This window comes from Pseudomonas siliginis, from assembly GCF_019145195.1.
GTDB classification, from domain to species: domain Bacteria; phylum Pseudomonadota; class Gammaproteobacteria; order Pseudomonadales; family Pseudomonadaceae; genus Aquipseudomonas; species Aquipseudomonas siliginis.
Map to the genome: position 1 here is coordinate 682,896 of NZ_JAHSTW010000001.1, position 15,339 is coordinate 698,234.

16 protein-coding genes are annotated in these 15,339 nt (G+C 60.0%); 7 read left to right on the top strand and 9 right to left on the bottom strand.

Features of this window, described 5'->3' with window-relative positions:
- Positions 1–234 precede the first annotated feature (234 nt).
- The gene (locus tag KVG87_RS02865) at positions 235–1,404 is read right to left on the bottom strand and encodes an acetyltransferase domain-containing protein (RefSeq protein ID WP_217849135.1); all 1,170 of its coding nucleotides are present in this window, start codon (positions 1,402–1,404) and stop codon (positions 235–237) included.
- A 170-nt stretch (positions 1,405–1,574) separates the two neighbouring features.
- Here KVG87_RS02865 and KVG87_RS02870 point away from each other — a divergent pair, with 170 nt between their 5' ends.
- Entirely contained in the window at positions 1,575–2,171 is a 597-nt protein-coding gene (locus KVG87_RS02870; RefSeq protein WP_217849138.1) for a paraquat-inducible protein A, read from the top strand.
- Positions 2,168–2,854 carry a paraquat-inducible protein A gene (locus KVG87_RS02875; protein WP_217849140.1) on the top strand — a complete coding sequence of 229 codons (687 nt, stop codon included), beginning with the start codon at positions 2,168–2,170 and terminating at the stop codon, positions 2,852–2,854. The genes KVG87_RS02870 and KVG87_RS02875 overlap by 4 nt, the downstream gene beginning before the upstream one ends.
- Here the strand turns inward: KVG87_RS02875 and ydiJ are convergent.
- Entirely contained in the window at positions 2,787–5,813 is a 3,027-nt protein-coding gene (ydiJ, locus tag KVG87_RS02880; protein ID WP_217849142.1) for a D-2-hydroxyglutarate dehydrogenase YdiJ, read from the bottom strand. The two genes, KVG87_RS02875 and ydiJ, sit on opposite strands and share 68 nt — an antisense overlap.
- 157 nt (positions 5,814–5,970) lie before the next feature.
- On the opposite strand from ydiJ, the gene KVG87_RS02885 reads away from it, so the two are divergent.
- Positions 5,971–6,855, top strand: coding sequence for a LysR substrate-binding domain-containing protein (locus KVG87_RS02885; protein ID WP_217849144.1), 885 nt, complete (start codon positions 5,971–5,973; stop codon positions 6,853–6,855).
- A gap of 102 nt (positions 6,856–6,957) precedes the next feature.
- Here KVG87_RS02885 and KVG87_RS02890 read toward each other — a convergent pair whose 3' ends face one another.
- Together KVG87_RS02890 and KVG87_RS02895 are read right to left on the bottom strand one after the other, a co-directional pair.
- Positions 6,958–8,232 (bottom strand): glucarate dehydratase family protein, encoded by a 1,275-nt coding sequence (locus tag KVG87_RS02890; protein ID WP_217849146.1) that lies wholly within the window; start codon positions 8,230–8,232, stop codon positions 6,958–6,960.
- Between the two features lie 30 nt (positions 8,233–8,262).
- Positions 8,263–9,630, bottom strand: a complete 1,368-nt coding sequence (locus tag KVG87_RS02895) for an MFS transporter (protein ID WP_217849148.1) — start codon at positions 9,628–9,630, stop codon at positions 8,263–8,265.
- Between the two features lie 119 nt (positions 9,631–9,749).
- Here KVG87_RS02895 and KVG87_RS02900 point away from each other — a divergent pair, with 119 nt between their 5' ends.
- Positions 9,750–10,649 (top strand): LysR family transcriptional regulator, encoded by a 900-nt coding sequence (locus tag KVG87_RS02900; RefSeq protein ID WP_217849150.1) that lies wholly within the window; start codon positions 9,750–9,752, stop codon positions 10,647–10,649.
- 140 nt (positions 10,650–10,789) lie between these two features.
- Here KVG87_RS02900 and KVG87_RS02905 read toward each other — a convergent pair whose 3' ends face one another.
- Both KVG87_RS02905 and KVG87_RS02910 read right to left on the bottom strand, forming a co-directional pair.
- The gene (locus KVG87_RS02905) at positions 10,790–11,395 is read right to left on the bottom strand and encodes a DUF6338 family protein (RefSeq protein ID WP_217849152.1); all 606 of its coding nucleotides are present in this window, start codon (positions 11,393–11,395) and stop codon (positions 10,790–10,792) included.
- A gap of 189 nt (positions 11,396–11,584) precedes the next feature.
- Positions 11,585–11,920 (bottom strand): hypothetical protein, encoded by a 336-nt coding sequence (locus tag KVG87_RS02910; protein ID WP_217849154.1) that lies wholly within the window; start codon positions 11,918–11,920, stop codon positions 11,585–11,587.
- 184 nt (positions 11,921–12,104) lie between these two features.
- On the opposite strand from KVG87_RS02910, the gene KVG87_RS02915 reads away from it, so the two are divergent.
- On the top strand, positions 12,105–12,344 hold the full coding sequence (locus KVG87_RS02915) for a hypothetical protein (RefSeq protein WP_041480783.1): 240 nt from the start codon (positions 12,105–12,107) through the stop codon (positions 12,342–12,344).
- Between the two features lie 64 nt (positions 12,345–12,408).
- On the opposite strand, the gene KVG87_RS02920 is transcribed toward KVG87_RS02915, so the two are convergent.
- Positions 12,409–12,606 carry a DUF2188 domain-containing protein gene (locus KVG87_RS02920; protein WP_217849156.1) on the bottom strand — a complete coding sequence of 66 codons (198 nt, stop codon included), beginning with the start codon at positions 12,604–12,606 and terminating at the stop codon, positions 12,409–12,411.
- Positions 12,607–12,814: 208 nt separating this feature from the next.
- Here KVG87_RS02920 and KVG87_RS02925 point away from each other — a divergent pair, with 208 nt between their 5' ends.
- Positions 12,815–13,177: an NUDIX hydrolase gene (locus KVG87_RS02925; protein WP_076562426.1), complete on the top strand. Its 363-nt coding sequence runs from the start codon at positions 12,815–12,817 to the stop codon at positions 13,175–13,177.
- Positions 13,178–13,180: 3 nt separating this feature from the next.
- Here KVG87_RS02925 and KVG87_RS02930 read toward each other — a convergent pair whose 3' ends face one another.
- Positions 13,181–13,423 (bottom strand): DUF1652 domain-containing protein, encoded by a 243-nt coding sequence (locus tag KVG87_RS02930; RefSeq protein WP_016775073.1) that lies wholly within the window; start codon positions 13,421–13,423, stop codon positions 13,181–13,183.
- Between the two features lie 105 nt (positions 13,424–13,528).
- On the bottom strand, positions 13,529–14,428 hold the full coding sequence (locus tag KVG87_RS02935) for a polysaccharide deacetylase family protein (RefSeq protein ID WP_217849158.1): 900 nt from the start codon (positions 14,426–14,428) through the stop codon (positions 13,529–13,531).
- Between the two features lie 202 nt (positions 14,429–14,630).
- Here KVG87_RS02935 and KVG87_RS02940 point away from each other — a divergent pair, with 202 nt between their 5' ends.
- Positions 14,631–15,311 (top strand): SOS response-associated peptidase, encoded by a 681-nt coding sequence (locus KVG87_RS02940; protein ID WP_217849160.1) that lies wholly within the window; start codon positions 14,631–14,633, stop codon positions 15,309–15,311.
- The last annotated feature ends 28 nt before the right edge of the window (positions 15,312–15,339 follow it).

Here is a 15,339-nt window from a genome sequence, read left to right on the forward strand (position 1 = left end):
TGTGGGAGCGAGCCTGCTCGCGAAAGCGGTGTATCAAGCGATGAAGATGCCGAATCCACCGGAGCCATCGCTGGCAAGCCAGCTCCCACAAATACTTCGGTGGACACTGATACAGCAAACACCATAGAACCCTGTGGGAGCTGGCTTGCCAGCGATGGCGGTGCATCAGCCAGCATTTATACCGACTGATTCACCGCTTTCGTGAGCAAGCTCACTCCCACAAGTCCGCTTAAGTTACAGATATTTCAGCCAGCTGATGTCGCGGCGCCGCGCTTTCAGTGCCGAAAACCAGCGCACTGCCGGGAACAGCACCACGGCAAGAACCACCGCCGCCAGCCACACCGCCGTCACCGTCGAAAAGCCGAAATAGCTGCCCTGATTCAGGCCGAACAGCGCCACAGCGATCAGGTACAACACCTTCAACACATACAAGTGCAGCAGATAGAAAAACATCGGCGCCGAGCCGAACACGGTCAGCCAGCCAATACAGCGGCGACTCTGCACACGCTCAAAGGCGAGCAACAGCAACAGCCCTAAGCTCACAGTCAGCGCGAGAAACAGCAGCGATGGCGGGTATTTGGTGATGTTGAAAAAGCTCATCAGTGTCTGCACCAGGGAATCGCTGATCGCCCACGGTTTTTCGCCGTAGCCATTGATCAAGCGCAGCACCACAAATCCCAGCAAACCAGCGACCCCGGCAATCAGCAAACGACGCTGACGCACCGCCGCGTCCATGCCCCGAGCAAACCACGGCCCCAGCGCATAGCCCAGGCCGATTACACCAATCCACGGCAGCAGCGGGTACGAGGTGCGCAGGCGCAAGGTGTCGCTGATCTCGATCCAGCCCCGATCATGCAGAACCGCCCAAGGCACATGCATCGCCGACTCGACCGGGAAATGCACCGCGTCGAGCAGGTTGTGCCCGGCGATGATCGCCAGGCTCAGCGTCAGCAGCAGCGCACGTGGCAACCAGACCAGCAGCGCCAGCGCGATCATGCTCAGGCCGATCGCCCAGATCACTTGCAGGTAGATCACGCTGGGCGGCAACTGGAAGGTCCAGGCGAAGTTGACCAAGGTGAACTCCAGCGCCACGAGGAACAATCCACGCTTGAACAGAAACGCGCTGACATCGGCTTTGCCGGCGTATTTTTCACCGTACAGCCATGCCGACAGACCGGTCAGCAAGACGAATACCGGCGCGCACAGGTGCGCCAGGGTGCGGCTGAAGAACAGCGCCGGTTCAGTGCTGGCAATGTCCATCGGGTCGGACACCTGGCGGTGCAAGAGAAAGGTTTCACGTACGTGATCGAGCAGCATGAACAGGATCACCAGGCCTCTGAGCGCATCAATGGATAGCAGCCGGCCAGTCGTCAATGGGGCAGAACGGGGAAGCACTGGGGTCATGGATCTTTCGCAATCGAGAGGGATAACACCGGACAGCCACAACGCCGCCCGCAAATTTCGCGTTACCTTATAACATCAGAATAACAAAACCCAAACATCCAGCATCGAAGTTGCCCATCAGCGCCAGCCTTCTATAGTGAACAGGTCCGCCCTGCCCTTGAGCGCTGTCCATGGTCAACATCGAACACCTGATAATTTGCGAGCACTGTGATTGTGTGTACGAGAAAGTCGTGCTCGCCAAACACCAGAAAACCCTGTGCGTGCGCTGCGGTGGCGTGCTGCAGCGCTTCAACGGCCTGACCATCGAGCAGCGTCTGGCGCTGACGTTCACGGCGGCGATGCTGTGGCTGTTTGCCAATTTCTACCCGGTGATGAGCATCAGCCTCAAAGGCATGAAAAACAGCGCAACCCTGTGGGATTCGGTGCTCGCGCTGAGCCAGGGACCGATCACCTTTATCGCCATGGTCGCGGCGATCGCAATCATCATCGCCCCGGCATTTCAGTTGGTGTTGCTGGTCTGGGTGTTGAGTTTTGCCCTCGGCCTGCGCCGGGCACCGGGGTTCAATCTGTGTATGCGCTGGCTGGAAACCCTGCGCCCGTGGAGCATGCTCGAGGTGTGTCTGCTGGGGGCGATGGTCGCGGTGTTCAAACTCGCCGGCCTGCTCGATGTGCTGCCGGGAATCGGCCTGTTCGCCCTGGCGGTGCTGAGCCTGATGATGATCCGCATTGCCGGCCGTGACATCCGCGAACTGTGGGACATTTTATGAAGCGTCCACCGACCGCCAGTGAACTCAATTTATGCCTGTGCCACAGCTGTGGCCTGGCCTGCGATATGACCGACGAGCCACACGAGTGCCCGCGCTGCGATGCGCCGCTGCATCGGCGCAAGACCAATTCGCTGGCGCGCACCTGGGCGTACATGCTCGCCGCGCTGGCGTTTTATGTTCCCGCCAATCTGCTGCCGGTGATGAATACGGTGATGCTCGGCAACGGCGCCGACAGCACGATCATGAGCGGCGTGCTGGAGTTCTGGGAGGCCGGGGCGTGGGACATTGCCCTGATCATTTTCATCGCCAGTATCGCGGTGCCGGGGGTCAAGTTCGTCGCCCTGACTTTGCTGCTGGTTACCGTACAGCGCAACAGCGATTGGGCGCGCAGGGAGCGTTCGAAGCTGTACCGCTTCGTCGAACTGATCGGCTACTGGTCGATGCTCGATGTGCTGGTGGTCGCGCTGGTCGCGGCGCTGGTGAAGTTCCAGGCGCTGGGCGATATCGAGCCACGACCGGGCATCCTGTTCTTCGGCCTGGTCGTGGTGTTCACCATGCTCGCGGCGATGAGTTTCGACCCGCGCCTGATCTGGGACAGGGACACCAGCGACACGGTCAGCGACGCAGCGTCTGGAGCAGCACCTGCAACGGATGGCGCAGCGCCTGATCCGACTGGCGCTTGACCTGGCTGCGGCAGGAATAGCCGGTCGCCAGCGCCTCGCCCTTCTCCGCCGAAGCCTGCACCTGACGCGCCCACGATTGCTCATAAATGACTGCCGAGGTCTGCCGATTACGCGCTTCGTGGCCGTAGGTACCGGACATGCCGCAGCAACCGGTGGCTTGCGTGGCCAGCTTCAGACCGGCACGTTCGAAGACCTGTTCCCACTGGCGGGTCGCGGCCGGCGCGTTGGTTTTCTCCGTGCAATGGGCGAGCAGACGGAATGCTTTGGGCTGAGCATCAGGCGTCCGTTCTGGCATGACCTTGAGCAACCATTCCTGCACCAGCGCCACTTCAGGACATTCATTCAGGCCCGGCACTTTCAGGTATTCCTGGCGATAGACCAGAGTCATCGCCGGATCCAGCCCCAGCAGCGGCACGCCGGTCTGCGCCAGCGCCTGCAACTGCTCAGCGTTACGCAACGCCGCGCGATTGAACGCCGAGAGAAAGCCCTGCACATGCAGCGGTTTGCCGTTGGCGCTGAACGGCGCCAGATACACCTGATAACCCAGGCGCGAAATCAGCTCGACCAGATCAGCCAGCAGCGGCGCTTCGAAGTAGCGGGTGAAGGCATCCTGCACGATGACCACGCTGCGTTCGCGCTGCCATGGGGTCAGCGCCGACAACGTTGCGACGGTTGCCGGCTGCACCTGCCAACGGCGCATCGCCGCATGGAAATCGAAACGGCTGAGCAACGGCACATCGACCATGCCACCAATACGCGCCAACGCGCTGCGCACAAAGTCCGCGCCCATGACACCGTTGTACAGCGCCGGAATCCGCGCCATGTACGGAACGGTGTATTCCAGCGAAGCAATCAGGTAATCCCGTGCCGGCCGCAGATAACGACTGTGATACAGCTCGAGAAAACGCGAGCGGAATTCCGGCACGTTGACCTTGACCGGGCACTGCCCCGCGCAGGATTTGCAGGCCAGACAACCGGCCATGGCGTCATACACTTCATGAGAGAAGTCTGCCGACGGATCGCGGCTGTTGCGCCAGCGCTGCCACAGCGTGCTGAAAAACGCCGGTTTACGGATTGCGTCCGAGAGCACATCGACGCCCGCCTCGCCCTGCAACCGTAGCCATTCGCGAATCAATGACGCGCGGCCCTTGGGCGACTGCGCGCGTTCGCGGGTGGCTTTCCACGACGGGCACATCGCGTCATCCGGATCGAAGTTGTAGCAGGCGCCGTTGCCATTGCAGTGCATGGCCGCGCCGTAGCTTTGCCAGACTTTCTCGTCGATCTGTCGATCCAGCTCGCCGCGCAGGGTCACTTCGTCGATCTTCAGCAGTGCTGCGCCGCTGTTGGCCGGCGTGGCGATTTTGCCCGGATTGAACTGGTTGAACGGGTCGAACGCGGCTTTCAAGGCTTGCAGCGCCGGGTACAACTCGCCGAAGAATGCCGGCGCGTACTCCGAACGCAGGCCCTTGCCATGTTCGCCCCAGAGCAGGCCGCCGTAGCGCTGGGTCAGCGCCGCTACGCCATCGGACACCGGGCGTACCAGCGCCGCTTGCTGCGGATCTTTCATGTCGAGAATCGGCCGCACGTGCAGTACGCCGGCGTCGACATGGCCGAACATGCCGTACTGCAAACCGTGGCTGTCGAGCAGGTCGCGCAGCTCGGCGATGTATTCGGCCAAATGCTGCGGCGGCACTGCGGTGTCTTCAACGAACGGCTGCGGGCGGGCTTCGCCGGCGACGTTGCCGAGCAGGCCCACCGCCCGTTTGCGCATGCCATAGACCTTGTTCACCGCTGCCTGACCGATCGCCAGCGTATGTCCCAGGCGCTCCACGGTGCGGTCGCTTTGCAGGTGTTCGAGAAACGCTTCGACGCGGCGCTGCAGGTCTTGGGGATCGTCACCGCAGAACTCGACCAGATTGATGCCCAGAGTCGGTCGCTCAGGGTTTTCGGGAAAATATTCGGCAACGCCGTGCCAGACGATGTCCTGCATCGCCAGCAGCAAGACTTTCGAATCGACGGTTTCAATCGACAACGGCTTGAGCGCCATCAACGCCCGCGCATCGCGCAAGGCATCCATGAACCCGGCGTAGCGGATGTTGACCAGCATCGTGTGCTTGGGAATCGGCAGTACGTTCAACCGCGCTTCGACGACGAAGCCCAGCGAGCCCTCAGCGCCACACAGCACGCTGTTGAGGTTGAAGCGCTGGTCGGCCTCACGCAGGTGCGCCAGGTCATAACCGGTCAGGCAGCGGTTGAGATCGGGAAAGCGTGCCTTGATCAGATCGCCCTGTTCATCAATGATCTGCCGCGCACAACGGTAGACTTCGCCGACGCGATCGTCGCGTGCGCACTGCGCTGCAAGCTCATCCTCCGCCAGCGGCAGGCCGTGCAGACGCTCGCCGCCGCGCAGGATCATCTCCAGCTCCAGCACATGGTCGCGGGTTTTGCCGTAGGTGCAACTGCCCTGGCCACTGGCGTCGGTGTTGATCATGCCGCCGACCGTGGCGCGGTTCGAGGTCGACAGTTCCGGGGCGAAGAACAGCCCGGCGGATTTCAACGCGGCGTTGAGCTGATCCTTGACCACCCCGGCCTGCACCCGCACCCAGCGCTGTTCGACGTTGATCTCCAGAATGCGGTTCATGTGCCGCGACAGATCGACGACGATGCCATCCGTCAGCGATTGGCCGTTGGTGCCGGTGCCACCGCCACGCGGGGTGATCACCACTTTCTCGTACGCCGGTTCGGCAATCAGCCGTGCGACACGTGCCACATCGTCCGCATCCAGCGGAAACACAGCGGCTTGCGGCAAGCGCTGATAGATCGAGTTGTCGGTCGCGAGCACCACCCGGCTGGCGTAATCAGCGCTGATTTCACCGCGAAAGCCGCTGTCTTTCAGGGCGGCGAGGAATTGTTGGTAATCGCCGGTCAGGGCTTTGGCGGGCGACAGCTGGGCAATCATCGGTCAGGTCATCTCGGTCAAATCGGGCTGTGTGGCGGTGAACAGTTGTGCGCAAGGAATGATTGCGTCAGGCTCCGCCATCTGATTGCGCCCATGTTCATTGCTGGCCAGCCATGGAACAAGCGTAATTTCGACCCGCTATCGATGAGTTTTACGAATGAATCCGCGCACCCTCACACCGTCCATGTCGCTGCTGCTGGCTTTCGAGGCCGCCGCTCGCCACGAGAGCTACACCCGCGCCGCCCATGAGCTGTCACTGACGCAGAGCGCGGTCAGTCGCCAGGTACAGATTCTCGAGAAGATGCTCGGCATGCGCCTGTTCAGCCGCGAAGGCCGGCAGGTGGTGCTGACCGATGTCGGGCGCATGTATCAGCGCGAGCTCAGCGAAGCCCTCGGACAGATTCGCAGCGCAACCTTGCAGGCAATGGCGTTTGGTTCGGGCATCCATAGCCTGCGCCTGGCGACGCTGCCAACCTTCGGTTCGAAATGGCTGCTGCCACGGTTGAAGGATTTCTACACGGCGCACCCGGGCATGACCGTGCACTTGCACTCGCGGATCGAAACCATCGACTTCGACACCAGCGAAATCGACGCGGCCATCTGCGTCGGCGGCGGTGAATGGCCAGGCCAGACCGCCCTGCCCCTGCACACCGAAGAATTGGTGGCGATTGCCAGCGCGCAGCTGTCGGCGAATGAACGCGACGAGGCCGAGCGGCACATTGCCGGGCAGTTGCTGCTCAACGTCAGCAGCAATGCCCAGGCATGGGCGGAATGGTTCAGCCATCACCAACTGCCGCATCGCAGCATGCGGATCGGGCCAAGCTTCGAAATGACCTCGCACTTGATCCAGGCGGTACGCGCCAATATCGGCGTCGGCCTGGTGCCGCGGATTCTGGTCGAGGAGGAATTGCTCAAGGGCGAATTGCTGCAACTGGGAGAGCCGATTACCAGCCGACGCAGCTATTACCTGGTGTACCCGCCGCGTAATGAGAATTTGCCTTCGTTGAAGGCGTTCAGGGATTGGCTGATTGATACCCTCTGAAGGATCGAGTCGCGGCCATTCGCGAGCAGGCTCGCTCCCACAGGGAAATGTATGCCAAGTGTGGGAGCGAGCCTGCTCGCGAAGAAGCCAGTCGCAACGACCTTAAAACCTCGGTTTGACCGCCCGCCAGTCCGCCTTGTACCGCTGCATCTGCCGCACATCATCGCGCTGGCGAATCCCGCACGTCAGGTACTGGTCATGCAGCTTGGCCAGTTGCTCATGGTCAAGTTCCAGCCCCAACCCCGGCGCACGGGTGATCTTCACGCAGCCATCGACAATCGGCAGCTTGCCGCCCTTGATCACTTCCTCGTCCGGCTCCTGCCACGGGTAGTGGGTGTCGCAGGCGTAATCCAGATTCGGCACCGCCGCCGCGACGTGCGCCATGGCCATCAGGCTGATGCCCAGGTGCGAATTGGAATGCATCGACACGCCGAGGCCGAACACGTCGCACATTTTCGCCAGCGTCTGTGTATCTCGCAGGCCACCCCAGTAATGGTGGTCGGCGAGGACGATCTGCACGCTGTTCTGCGCAACGCTGCGGCGGAACTCGTCGAAATCAGTGACCACCATATTGGTCGCCAGGGGCAGACCGGTGCGCCTGTGCAGCTCGGCCATGCCATCAAGCCCCGGGGTCGGGTCTTCGTAATACTGCAGATCATCGCCGAGCAGTTCGGCCATGCGAATCGCCGTCTCCAGCGACCAGTTGCCGTTCGGATCGATGCGTAGCGGAAAACCCGGGAAGGCTTTTTTCAGTGCCTTGATGCAAGCCACTTCATGCTCCGGCGGCAAGGTGCCGGCCTTGAGCTTGATGCTCTTGAATCCGTACGCCTCGATCATCCGCGCTGCCTGCGCGACGATCTGTTGCTCGCTCAGCGCCTCGCCCCAGTTGTCCGGCTTGTAGGGGGAGTCGATATGCTCGGCGTACTTGAAAAACAGGTAAGCGCTGAACGGCACTTCATCGCGGATCGCGCCGCCGAGCAGGTCCACCAGCGGCACGTTCAGGTAGTGCGCCTGCAAATCGAGAAACGCCACTTCGAATGCCGAGTAGGCATTGCTCACCGCTTTGCTGGCGTGGGAACCGGGGGCCAGTTCGGCGCCAGCGACGCTGGCGGGTTTATTCGCCGCCACGGTGGCCTGCACGATCGCACGCAATTGATTGAGGTTGAACGGGTCGAGGCCGATCAACTGGCTCTGCAATTGTTGCTGGATCGCCAGCGCCGGGGCATCGCCGTAGCTTTCGCCAAGGCCGATGTAGCCGTTGTCACTCTCGATTTCGATGATCGAGCGCAGGGCAAAGGGTTCGTGGATGCCACTGGCGTTGAGCAGTGGCGGATCGCGGAAGGCAATCGGGGTGACGCTGACACGGGTGATTTTCAAGATAACGCTCCTGACAGATCAACAATCGATTCAGTGGCTCGCAGCCGGACGAGCCGGCGCCACAGCGGCGGCTTCGGCACTTGGCTTCGCCGGGGTTTGGCCTTTGGCGCCAGGCGCCGTGCGGGCGAAGAAGATCACCACGGCGGCGATCAGCGATGTCGCCGCCAGGCCATAGAGGCCGCCCTCGATGGAGCCGGTGGTTTGTTCAAGAATGCCGAACGCGGTCGGTGCGACGAAGCCGCCAAGGTTGCCGATGGAGTTGATCAGCGCGATCACCGCCGCAGCGATGCGCGCATCCAGATAGCTTTGCGGAATCGGCCAGAACAGCGCCGACGCCGCTTTGAAACCGATGGCCGCAAAGCAGATGGCGACGAAGGCAAACACCGGGCCGCCGGTGGTCGACATGAACATACCGATGGCGGCGATTACCAGGGTCAGCGCGACCCAGGCCTGCTGGAATTTCCACTTGCTTGCCAGCGCCGCGAAGCCGTACATGGCGACGATCGAAATGATCCACGGAATGGAGTTGAGCAACCCGACCTGGAAATCACCTAGGTTGCCCATCTTCTTGATCATGCTCGGCAGCCAGAACGTTGCGCCGTAGATGGTCAGGGCAATGGAAAAGTAGATGAAGCAGAACAGCGCGATCTGCCGGTCAGCCAACAGCTTGAACATCGACGGCTTGGCGACTTGTACCGCTTCGCGAGCGCGCTGCTCCTCGGCAATCGCCGCGACCAGTGCGTCTCGCTCTTCCTCGCTCAGCCACTTGGCTTGACGCGGGTGCGATTGCAGCCAGAACCAGACGAAAGCACACAGCACCACCGACGCTGCGCCTTCGATCAGAAACATCCACTGCCAGCCGTGCATGCCCAATCCGCTGATATGCAACAGCGCACCGGACACCGGGCCGGAAATGACCGAGGCAATCGCCGAGCCGCTGAGAAACACCGCCATGGTTTTGCCGCGCTCGGACGCTGGCAGCCACTGGGTGAAGTAGTAAATGATCCCCGGGAAGAACCCGGCCTCAGCCGCGCCAAGAATAAAGCGCAGTACGTAGAAGCTGGTTTCGCCCTGAACAAACGCCATGGCCATGGCCGCAGCGCCCCAGGTGAACATGATTCGGGTCAGCCAGACCCGCGCGCCGTAGCGCTGCAACAGCATGTTCGACGGCACTTCGAACAGCGCATAACCGATGAAAAACAGTCCGGCGCCAAGTCCATAAGCCGCTGCGCCAATACCCAGATCGGTCTCCAGATGACTGCGCACGAAACCGATATTGACCCGGTCGATGTAGTTGACGATGAACATCACCACGAACAGCGGCAGTACGTGGCGTTTGACCTTGGCGGCGGCGCGAGCGAGCACCGTGATGTCCGGCGGACTCTGGAGGGTTTTCAAGGGGCGACTCCCGATCTTGTTTTTTTAGGGATGACTTGAAGCAATGAGTCGATCATGGACGTCGCGCATTGATCCCGTCTAATCTAAACAGGCATTCGATTGATACCCGGATTAGATCAATGTTCGAACTCACCCAACTGCGCTGCTTTACCACGGTCGCCACCGAACTCAACTTCCGCCGCGCCGCCGAGCGTCTGAACATGACGCAGCCGCCGCTGAGCCGGCAGATCCAGTTGCTGGAGCATCACCTTGGCGTCGAATTGTTTACTCGCAGCACCCGAAGCGTTGCGCTGACGGCGGCGGGCCGGGCGTTTTTCGTTGAAGCGCAGAATCTGCTGGAGCGCGCCCAGCAAGCAGCGATCACCGCACGCCGGTTTGCCGAGGGCGATATTGGTTCGGTAAACATCGCGTTTGTCGGCAGCGCGGTGTATGAGTTTCTGCCCAAGGTGATCGCCGAAGCGCGACTTAAGCAGCCCCAGGTGAAAATCGATCTGGCAGAGATGAACACCTATCAACAGCACGAGGCGTTGCGAGCTCGCCGTATCGACCTGGGCATTGCCCGAGCGCCATTGCAGGAACCGGGCTATGCCACCGAATGCCTGGTGCGTGAACCGTTTGTCCTGGCGGTGCCCAGCGGGCACAAGTTGGCAAACGCGACTGAAGTGTCTGTCGCCGATCTGGATAAACAACCGTTCCTGATGTACTCCCATGAAGCCTATCCGCCGTTCAACGAACTGTTGACCGGCACGCTGCGCTCAGCGCGGGTGGCGCCGGATTACGTGCAATGGCTGGGTTCATCGCTGACGATTCTGGCGTTGGTCAACGCTGGCATGGGCCTGGCGCTGGTACCGCGTTGCGCGACCAGCGTGGTGTTCAGGAATGTGGTATTTCGCGAGATCGATCTGGGCGAAGGGGTGCAGAGCGAACTGCATCTGATCTGGAGGGAGAACAATGACAACCCGGCGTTCGCGATGTTGCTGGAGGCGATTCGCCGGGCGGTGTTGCAGGGTTGGGGCTGAAAATTATTGTGGCAACCTGTATTTGAGCGGAGGCGGAGCGCTCGGGGCTTTGATCAACGGCTCCTCCAGCGGCTTGCCGTCAGGCCCTGTGAACAGGCGTTCGTATTGCTTTGGCATTGGTCGCGGTGCTCTTGCAGTCGTCATGATGAACCCTCTGATACCGGGCTGAATTCAACCCACTTAACTTGCGCGGAATCTATCAGCAAAATTTCGGCACCAAAAGGCGTCGACTTGCCATCGTCATTAACCCAACGTGGATTCTGCATCACGAACTGGCCGCAACTGGATTCGGACGGCCACTCGACAGGCCAGCCAAACACGCGCCTCTCGTCATGTAAATGCAGGGTTATGAACCGGTCGAATTGGGCGAAAGCGCAGAACCATTCACTGGGGAAAGAAGATTGTTTCGTGACGTTTCGCTTACGTAACCAGCCGTGCAATTTGTCACTCGTAGCCAGGTAACAGGCAAACAAACCCAGCATCAGCGAAAACATAAATGCCCAGAGCGTTTGCGCCCGATCATCCCAGTTTCCTAATGAAAAACCCTTCGAGCCAATCCACAAACAGAGGTTGCCCACCGCCAACACCGCGCCCTGAATCACAAATGTGAATATCAGCGCCTGCACGATCTGGCCGAACGTATCCGGTCGCTTGAATGCCGTAAGTGAATAGAAGATCCAGGTCGATAGAAACCCGGGGATGAGGTAGTGCAACAGCGGAATGATGTCCTTGACCAGATCATCCATGATCCGAGGCTCCTTTCAGTCATGCCGAACCCGTCACGGGCCGACATTCAAAGCCTAGTCAAGGATCCTGCTGCGCCTCGCGGGCAACTGTCACAGCTCATTGCGAGCGTTTGGCTGGAGTCTCCATCCGATGAAAAAAGGCAGACACCGAACTTCAGTGTCTGCCTTTTTTGAGATCCGGGCGCCCGGTTACAGGCAATTACGCACCGATTGGCGAAGCGACCCGGACTTGGCCCACGGCGGCCCCTGATAGAGGGACACTTTGCTGCCGTCCTTGTATTTGACGATATCGAGAATCTCATCCGCCGTGATAATGCTCGGCGCGGTAATCCGGTAGCCGTTGGAAATCGACGTCTGCGAAGTCTTGGCCACGTCCTTCTGCCACAACGGTAACAAACACGCAGCATATTCCTTGGGTGGCTTGTCACTGGTCTTGCTGAGGTTTGGCTCGCCCGGCACCAGCGACGCCGGTAACGAGCACCCCGTCAACAGAGCAAGTGCCAGACTGCCGATCCATACGCGCATGTTGTTTACCTGTGCGAAAAAAAGCTGAATGTACCGTTTAACCGCTTGCACATCCATCGTGGCAACCCGCCGTTACCGGCGTTTGGACAATTTTTCACATCGGTTCAGCCGGGCGTCAGATGACTTGGCCGCATCCGGGAAAATGCGACTACTCTTTTCTACCGAGAACGTTCAGGAGGTGATCATGCGGCTCAATGAATACGAACACGAACTTCAACGGGATTTGCAAAGCGTGGCGTCGGACCTGAGATGGTCGGCGGTCGATCTCAAGCGCATCGCTGAACAACTGCGCAAATCCGGCAACGAGGCAGACGCCCAGACCGTGTTGCGGTCGTGCGAAATCCTGCAAAGCGACGAAGAGAGATTGCAGATCTATGCCAAGGAGGTAAAAGCCCGGACCATCAGCCGAATCAAGGTGCACTGACAAGCGTTCCAAAGCCACAAACAAGAAGCCCCAGTCGAAACCGGGGCTCTTTCGTTACACAGCCTCAACCGCTGCTGTGGCTTTGCCCCTGCCGGGAGCGCTTTTTGTAACCGGGAAGCGCCGCCGCATAGGCCATCGCTTCCTCCCTGCTGGTGAATGACGCCAATCGGTCGCCTTGGGTGCAGACCCGCCACGGGCCGTTGTTCACGCTTAGCACGTCATAACCGTTCATGCGCAGCTTGTTCAGCATTGGAATGCTCATGAGCACCTCCCTTTTGCCAACGGTGTTTTCGGGGTACGGGCTTACCTTACACCCGCTTCTTGCTGCGGTGTAAACCCGATTCGCCCTGATACATGTCAATTCACCGGCACTTTTTGCTGTGCAAATGGCTCCTTAATCAATAGGGAACCTTTAAATCCGCCTGCGGCTCGAATATTGCAGTTTTATGACATCGATCAACAGGGCAATCATGAAAGTACGCGCCACCGTCATTTGCGAACAGGATCGACATATCCTCCTGGTACGCAAACCCCGCCATCACTGGTCATTACCCGGGGGCAAAGTCGAACCCGGGGAAACCCGTGCGGCGGCAGCGGTGCGCGAGTTGCAGGAGGAAACCGGGCTCAATGCTGAGAACGTCCTGTACCTGATGGACTTTCAAGCGGGCACTACGCGCCATCATGTGTACGAGGCTTCGGTGGTCAACCTCGACGACGTGCGCCCGCAGAACGAGATCGTCGATTGCATCTGGTACCCGCTCGATGCCGTGCACAATCTTGAAACCAACGACGCGACACGGCGCATCGTGCAGGCCTTTCAACGGCGTTTATAACGATCAGCCGGCGAACGCCCGGCGACCCGCGCTGATTTCCGTTCGCAACTCACCGATGAAATTTGAAATATCGCGAATCGTCACCAGATGTTCGGGAGAAACGCCGTCAAGCAACAACTCGACACGCCCACTGCCCGGCTCATACACCTTGATCCGCAACAGACCTTGTCCGGTCGGTGTGCAATCACACTTGAACGTGGGGAAGCCTGACTCGACGATCCGGCAAATATCGGCAATGGCAAGCATGGACGGGCGCCTCGCAGGCGGAGAATCGATCCATCGAGCATAGACCCACGGTCTGTTGATTGCCCGCTCGGGAATGCCAAGCCGATCACAACTCACTCACGCCATTCAATGCGCGTCGTGATCCCAGATCCAGTTCCATATACCGGGCAGATTCACCGGCTCAGCGCTTTGCTGAACCGTACGCGCCAACGCGGCTTTTTGCAGTGCGGCCTGATCGTCGTAGAACGGCTCGTCCGCCAGTCTGACCCCGGTCGCCGCCGCGCTATCGAGCAGAATCTGTAGATATTCGCGAGTGTGGCGCGCGGTGTAGCGATTTAGATCATGGAACGTCACCACGACCGGGATCACGCCATCCACGGTCGGCAATTGACCAACAGCGATGCGCTCGCGCACTTCCGATAACTGCCGCAGCATGTTCGCCCGACGCCGAGGACTGGCGTTGAAGCCCCATATCTTGCCGTCGTTGGCACTCATGTCCGTGAGCAAGACATGCAAGCCGTGTTTTTGATAGGCCGCAAATGTGCGCTTGTCGTAGTTCCAGAACGGTGGGCGCAACAGCTTGGGCGGCGCTCCGGTGATGGCGGCAATGTCAGCGCTGCCATCGGTCAGCGATTGCTCCAGCTCTTGCGGATCGAGCGAGCGATGGTTGGTGTGCCAGTGAGTCGCTGTGTGAAACGCGAGAATATGTCCCTCGGCGTGCTCACGACGCATCAGGCTGCGACCGATCTCGCTGTCACCCGCCCTCGGCGCACGGGTCTGCACGAAAAACACGGCTTTGATGTCTGCCTGCAGCGGATTGCTTTTGAGGCTGTCGAGCACCGTCGCCGTGGGATTCCACCATCCTGAAGCGCTGGGGCCATCATCGAACGTCAGGAGAAAACGTACGGGCGCCTGGGCCATCAGGCGCGTTTCGGTTTGCGTGGTCATGTCGATCGGCGCGGCGATGCAACCGGCCAGACCGAGCGCGATGAGCGCAACACAAAGAAGTTTGCATCCGGATGTCATGTCTTGCCCTGAGTCCGGCCGAGGCCGTCGTATTGTCGAATGGCAAAACTCCATCGCCTTTGTCCATCCCTGCGCGGCTATCCGCGAGCGCAGGTTGGATAAGGTACACAGGGTTTGGTTCCGGTGCTGGTTTCAGTGCGTCATAGGCAAGGCACATCGGCATGTCCGACTAGACTCAAATTTCCTCAAGGAGATTTCAGCCATGTGCGGAAGACTCACGCAGTACCGTGGGATTCACGATTTCGTCGCGGTGCTCAGCATCCCCGATGCGTTGATCAATCACGTTGGCGATGCGCCGCTCAATCGCTACAACGCAGCGCCCACCACTGCGCTGGCGGTTCTGCATCAGCACGAACAGGCCATTCATGCCGACAATCTGCATTGGGGCTGGCGGCCGCATTGGGCCAAGGATCGTGCCCCACCTATCAACGCTCGGGTGGAGAAAGTCGCCCACGGCGCGTTCTTCCGGGCAATCTGGCGGCAGCGGCTGATTGTGCCGGTCGACAACTGGTTTGAGTGGGTTGATACCGGGGAAAAATCCCGCCAGCCCTGGTTGATTCGTCGGGCGGATCAGGCTCCGGTTTTCTGTGCTGGTATCGGCCAGTTTCCGGCACCGGGGGTTGCGCCGAGGGAGGACGACGGATTCGTCATCATCACCGCTGACAGCCTGGGCGGCCTGCTCGATATTCACGATCGCCGCCCGGTGGTCTTCGATTCGACGCGGGCTCGGGAATGGCTTGATCCGGCTGCGCCACTGGAGCGCGCCGAGCAGATGCTGCTGTTTGAAGGCGAGCCCAGTGATGCCTTCGAATGGTACAAAGTCGGCAAAGCGGTCGGTAATACGCGTAATCAAGGTGCGCAATTGATAGAACGAGTCGACTAAATAATTACTTCACTGCTGCGTTAATCAA